Origin of the sequence: Streptococcus mitis (genome assembly GCF_005844455.1) — a bacterium.
GTDB lineage: Bacteria > Bacillota > Bacilli > Lactobacillales > Streptococcaceae > Streptococcus > Streptococcus mitis_BF.
In genome coordinates this window covers 23228-29088 of record NZ_SPGF01000025.1, presented here as the reverse complement: position 1 = coordinate 29088, position 5861 = coordinate 23228, and the positions used below count along the sequence as shown (strand labels likewise).

At 41.0% G+C, this 5861-nt stretch carries 6 protein-coding genes; 1 reads left to right on the top strand and 5 read right to left on the bottom strand.

The window, feature by feature from the left end; genetic code table 11:
* The coding region (locus FGQ53_RS06100; RefSeq protein ID WP_138336741.1) for an IS30 family transposase at nt 1-275 on the top strand (275 nt) is incomplete at its 5' end.
* An 87-nt stretch (nt 276-362) separates the two neighbouring features.
* Here FGQ53_RS06100 and FGQ53_RS06095 read toward each other — a convergent pair.
* From FGQ53_RS06095 to FGQ53_RS11975, 5 genes are all read right to left on the bottom strand, one after another.
* Nucleotides 363-980 (bottom strand): TIGR01906 family membrane protein, encoded by a 618-nt coding sequence (locus tag FGQ53_RS06095; protein ID WP_138336738.1) that lies wholly within the window; start codon nt 978-980, stop codon nt 363-365.
* The gene (locus FGQ53_RS06090; protein WP_138336736.1) at nt 970-1743 is read right to left on the bottom strand and encodes a TIGR01457 family HAD-type hydrolase; all 774 of its coding nucleotides are present in this window, start codon (nt 1741-1743) and stop codon (nt 970-972) included. The genes FGQ53_RS06095 and FGQ53_RS06090 overlap by 11 nt, the downstream gene beginning before the upstream one ends.
* 10 nt (nt 1744-1753) lie before the next feature.
* The gene (locus FGQ53_RS06085) at nt 1754-2491 is read right to left on the bottom strand and encodes an acyl-ACP thioesterase domain-containing protein (RefSeq protein ID WP_138336734.1); all 738 of its coding nucleotides are present in this window, start codon (nt 2489-2491) and stop codon (nt 1754-1756) included.
* A gap of 4 nt (nt 2492-2495) precedes the next feature.
* Nucleotides 2496-3626, bottom strand: a complete 1131-nt coding sequence (hemW, locus tag FGQ53_RS06080; protein ID WP_138336731.1) for a radical SAM family heme chaperone HemW — start codon at nt 3624-3626, stop codon at nt 2496-2498.
* A 175-nt stretch (nt 3627-3801) separates the two neighbouring features.
* On the bottom strand, nt 3802-5861 hold a 2060-nt coding region (locus FGQ53_RS11975; RefSeq protein WP_229090328.1), incomplete at its 5' end, for an LPXTG cell wall anchor domain-containing protein.

Below are 5861 nucleotides of genomic sequence, written 5' to 3'. Positions count from 1 at the left end.
CGGAATTCAACCGATTGTCTGATGTGTTTTCTAAGGAACATATCTATTATGCGCACCCCTATGCCTCTTGGGAAAGGAGAACTAATGAGAATCACAACAGGCTCATTCGTAGATGGTTACCTAAAGGAACTAAGAAAACGACTCCTAAAGAAGTCGCCTTAATCGAAAATTGGATTAATAACTATCCTAAAAAATGCTTGAACTACAAGTCACCCAGAGAAGACTTCTGGATGGCTAACTTGAACTTGAAATTCGCCCTGTTTGCGAACGATTGAGGCAATGTAGATTTAGTTAATTCACTCTTGACAATAGTTTCGAATCACATACCTAACTTATTTATTCAAAATAAGAACATCTTAGTATTATTTCCTACGGCTTTTCAGGTATAGAAAACCAAAGAAGCTTTCATAGAGAGCGAAAAAGAGGAGGAAGGCATGGAGGAAGAAGGTCTCTGGCAAAATCAGAATCACTGGATCCTTGGCTGGATCAAAAAGCCAGGTATTATCTCCCACAAAGAGAATTTGATGGAAAAGAGTAAAGAACTGGTCAAAACCAATCAACACTCCCCCAAGACCAATCAGTAAAGGTAAGACCACTAGAGCCAAAAGCCCTTTACTAAATAGAGACAAGAAGCCCTTTTTTACAATCCCTTTGACAAAGACATAGAAACTTGGCAGTGTCACTAGGGCAACTAGCTGTACCAAGTGAAAGAGATTCTTCACAACCGCAAAATGGTGCAGACCAGCTACTGACGAACGAAAATCAGGCATCTCTAGGACCTGACTAAAAGGATTGGTCAGGTAATTCATCAAGATATGAAAATTGTACTGAATGGTTTCTGTTTTTAAATAGACCCGATCTGTTAAATTCAGCCACTGAATTTCCAACGGATAGAAAATCCAAACCAGATAAATAGTCAGAAGGATTGAGAGGGAGAGGAGAAAGAACATAGAGCCCCAAAAAGTCAGTTTAGTTTTCATCAAAGTTCCACTCCGCAAGGCTAGAAACCACATGAGTCGGTGCGATTGGCAGGTCTGCTACTTCTTCTGCCTTAGTGAAACCTGTCGTCACCAAGAGCGTTGGAATGCCATTGTCAATCCCTGCTTGGATATCAGTTAAATAGTTATCTCCAACCATAATCAACTCTTCACGTTTCAAGCCTAAGTGCTCAACTGCCTTGTCCATAATGATGGCATTTGGTTTTCCAATATAAACAGGCTTCACTCTTGTTGCCACTTCAAGCAGGGTAATCAGTGAACCAGCACCTGGCAAAAGACCTCGTTCTGTCGGGATGTTGAGGTCAGGATTGGTTCCAATAAAGTGAGCACCCTTTTGGATAGCCAGAGTTGCTGTTGCAAATTTTTCATAGTCGACCTGCCAGTCCAGCCCTACTACCACATAGGCAGGATTTTCCTTGTCTTCCACATAACCAGCCGCCTTGATGGCTTCCTTGAGCCCTGATTCTCCGATGACATAGACCGTCTTTTCCAGTCCCAAGTCATTCATATAGTCGATAGTCGCCAAAGTCGCTGTGTAGACAGTCGATAGGGGCGTATCAATATTAAAATTCTGAGCCAACATCTCTTGAACACTCTCTGGAGTGCGGGTTGTATTGTTGGTCACAAAGAGATAGGGGATATCCCGCTTTTGCAATTCATGGACAAAAACCTCTCCTGCTGGAATTCTATCTTTCCCCTTATAAATGGTTCCGTCTAGATCAATTAAATAGCCTTTATATTTCATCTATTTCTCCCTAATCCTTTTCTATTTCTTGCCAAGTGATAATAGCCTGTGCATTGGTAACACCGTCGCTTGTAATCTCATGCTTGCTTTCCAGTCCAGTCCGCTCAACAGCCGATGTAATCACCCCACCTGGTCGAACTTCCTTGACATACTTGAGGTTGATTTTCTTGGGAACATATTGGGTCAAAAAATCTGCTCCCATGACCTCAAAAATCCAGTCCAGGTATTTACTGTTATTAACATGACCATTCATATCCAAATCGTAAAAACGAACATGGTAATCCTTACTGATTGGATTTTCCAAACTTTGATATTTAGGTCCTCGAAGCAATTTTTTGGAAAACTCAGATTGGTAAGGACCCACAATCTCAAGTTCAACAGCATGGACTTTTCGACTGTCTCGGTCCATGAGAACAAAGGTCGCCATCATGTGGATAAGCTCCTGCCCCACCTCATCATAAATAGTAAAGCGACGGTAGCAAAAAAGTCGATTGTAGCTCAAAGCTTCTGTTTCGATGGTAATTTCTTCCCCAAAACGAGGTAAACGAATCACCTCAATATCATAATCTGTGATAATCCAGACCAGATTATAGTCTTCCAAAATGGCCTTATCACTAACTCCCAGTTTAATAGACTGCATCCCTGAAACTTGTAGGGAAAGCAAAATCACATCTGGAAGTTTGAGATGACCGTTCATATCAGCCATATCAAAAGGAATTTTCATTTTCATTTGATAAGTTAAGCCCATGATCCTACTCCAAAATAAATCGTTCTGCTACGGTGTCTCCTAAAAAGAGACCTCTTTTTGTCATGCGAACTCGGTCACCCTCTATTTGCATGAGACCTTGTTGAACCAAGTCTTTAACAATTTCTCCATAAAGTCCATCAAAAGACCGGCCAAATTTTTCCTCAAATCGCGCCATAGAGACTCCTGATTTCTTTCGGAGCCCCAGGAACATTTCTTCTTCCATTTGCTCTTTTTGACTCAGCTGCTCTTCTGTGATACGAGCATCGCCTTCCTCAACCGCACTGAGATAATGACGAATCGGACCATGGTTTTTATAGCGAACACCGTTCACATAACCAGATGCCCCAGCACCGATACCATAGTATTCAGCATTGTCCCAGTACATGAGATTGTGGCGACTTTCAAAACCGGGTTTGGAGAAATTGGAAATCTCATAATGCTCAAAACCTGCTCGCTCCAGCTCTGCGATGATGTACTCAAACATCTCCGCTTCCAGCTCCTCCTTAGGTAAAGGCAATTTTCCTCGTCGCATCCGATTCATAAAGACCGTATGATTTTCCAAAATCAAACTATACAAACTCATGTGGGGAATATCCAGTCCAATGGCCTTAGCCACATTTTCCTTGACTTGGTCCATGGTCTGACCAGGTAGCGCATAAATCAAATCAATGGAGATGTTGTCAAAACCAGCCAGTTTCAGACGGTCGATATTTTCATAAACATCCTTCTCCAAATGACTGCGCCCAATCTTTTTCAGCATTTTGTTATCAAAAGTTTGCACACCTAGTGAAACACGATTGACAGCCGAGTTCTTCAAAACAGCAATCTTATCCGCGTCCAAGTCTCCTGGATTGGCTTCAATGGTCAATTCCTCTAAGACAGACAAGTCCAAGTTTTCAGTCAATCCCTTCAATAACACCTCTAGTTGTGACGCTGACAGGGCTGTCGGTGTCCCACCACCGATGTAAAGGGTTCGTAACTTTTGAATGTCATAAGAACGAAACTCTTCCAGCAGATGCTCCAAATAGCTATCTACCGGCTGATTTTTGATGAAAACCTTTGAGAAGTCACAATAATAACAAATCTGGGTACAAAATGGGATGTGCACATAGGCTGACGTTGGTTTTTTCTGCATAGTAATTATTATACCACAAAAGCGAACAATACTTAGAATTCCCTTTAACAAAATCCTAGTATTGTTCGCTTTCTTTATCTAAACATTCTTTTTATTTTATGACTAACACGATTCTCAGAACCAATCTAGTTTGTCTTTACAATACAAAAGAATGAATGTTTAATTGACTAAATTTTTAGTCTTCTTTTTTCTTGCGAGCTACAAGTCCAAATCCACTCAATAGTCCAAGAAGTCCTAGAGATGCAAGAGTCGCATTTGATTCTGTTCCTGTATTTGGCAATACATTTTGAGAATCATTTGATTTAGCTCCATTGTCACTAGCATCTGTAGTATCTTCATGATTTGCATTCGGAGTAACTGCATCTGGAATTGGAGTGGTTGGTTCAGGTGTATCTTGACCAGAACCTCCATTAGTATCAGGTGTGACTGGCGTATCAGGTGTCACTGGCGCAACTGGAATTGTAATTTCTGGTGTTACCTTAGCTGGAGTTTCTACTGGAACTTCAACTGTTGGTTGACCTGGTTCTGTAATCTTACCTGTTCCTGGAACTTTACCGTCTGGTAATTCACTGTTTGGTACTTTACCTTTACCTTCTTTATCGATTGTTACTGTGATTGGCTTACCATCTTTACCTGGGATTTCTACCTTAGTTCCTGTTGGGTATGTTGATCCATCTGGTTTCTTCGGTGTTACTGTAACATCACCTGTATTAGGATCTTGTTCAACATCTAGTGTTGGTGTCTTACGAGATGGTGTTGTTACATCTACTGGTTTCGATGGTTTCTTGTTAGGTTCTGTTACTGTTCCTGTACCTGAGACATCTTTCTTAGGAAGGTTGTCGTTTGGCACTTCTCCTGAACCATTGTCTCCAATTATTACTGTGATTGGTGTTCCATTTTCACCTGGAATTTCTACCTTAGTTTTTGGTGGGTATGGTTTTCCATCTGGTTTCTTAGGCGTTACAATCGCATCTCCATTTGGTTTACGAGTAATTTCAATCTTACCTGGTTGTTCAGTTACTGGTGTATCTGGTGTTACCTTAGCTGGAGTTTCTACTGGAACTTCAACTGTTGGTTGACCTGGTTCTGTAATCTTACCTGTTCCTGGAACTTTACCGTCTGGTAATTCACTGTTTGGTACTTTACCTTTACCTTCTTTATCGATTGTTACTGTGATTGGCTTACCATCTTTACCTGGGATTTCTACCTTAGTTCCTGGTGTATATGTTGACCCATCTGGTTTCTTCGGTGTCACTGTAACATCACCTGTCTTAGGATCTTGTTCTAACTCTACTTTTGGTTCTTTTGTTGTTCCATAAGTTCGAACGGTTGTTGGAGTTACCTTACCTGTTTTTGAATCAACTTCATAGGTAGTGGTATCAATCACATCGCGACCTTCAGAATCTTTAGATTGTTCAACCTTAGTTTTCGCACCAACTTTAACAATTGTCTTACCTGCTGGGGTAACGACTGGATTACCAACGTGTTCTGTGATATGACCATCGTTTGAATCTACATCGTAAGTAGTGGTAGTAACTGTTTTACCTTTAGCTCCTTCAACGCGTTCATTAGGTGTGTCAACTTCTCGTTCACCATCTCTAACATACTCAACTTCTGGTTCAATCGGAGTTTCTACTACTTTGTCCTTCGCGGCGACTTTAACAATAGTATTAGTCGGTTCTTTCGTACGAACTGGTTTACCTTCACTTGCTGTAATCTTTCCAGTATTAGTGTCCACAGTGTAAATGGTTGTGATAGCGTCTTCACCATCTTCACCTTTAACAGCAGTTGAGGCTGTACCTTTTTCTTTCGTATCATCTTTTTCATAAACTACTGGAGATGGTACTACTCTCTTCTCAACTGTCGGTTCTTTCGTTGTTCCATAAGTTCGAACGGTTGTTGGAGTTACCTTACCTGTTTTTGGATCAACTGCATAGGTAGTGGTATCAATCACATCACGACCTTCAGAATCTTTAGATTGTTCAACCTTAGTTTTAGCTCCTACTTTAACGATTGTCTTACCTGCTGGGGTGACGACTGGGGTACCTACGTGTTCTGTGATATGACCATCGTTTGAATCTACATCGTAAGTAGTGGTAGTAACTGTTTTACCTTTAGCTCCTTCAACGCGTTCATTAGGTGTGTCAACTTCTCGTTCACCATCTCTAACATACTCAACTTCTGGTTCAATCGGAGTTTCTACTACTTTGTCCTTCGCGGCGACTTTAACAATTG

What these genes read in the sequence shown, in the direction of transcription:
- FGQ53_RS06095 (WP_138336738.1), bottom strand. Translation starts at nt 980, where the DNA reads ATGAAAACTAAACTGACTTTTTGGGGCTCTATGTTCTTTCTCCTCTCC.
- FGQ53_RS06090 (WP_138336736.1), bottom strand. Translation starts at nt 1,743, where the DNA reads ATGAAATATAAAGGCTATTTAATTGATCTAGACGGAACCATTTATAAG.
- FGQ53_RS06085 (WP_138336734.1), bottom strand. Translation starts at nt 2,491, where the DNA reads ATGGGCTTAACTTATCAAATGAAAATGAAAATTCCTTTTGATATGGCT.
- hemW (WP_138336731.1), bottom strand. Translation starts at nt 3,626, where the DNA reads ATGCAGAAAAAACCAACGTCAGCCTATGTGCACATCCCATTTTGTACC.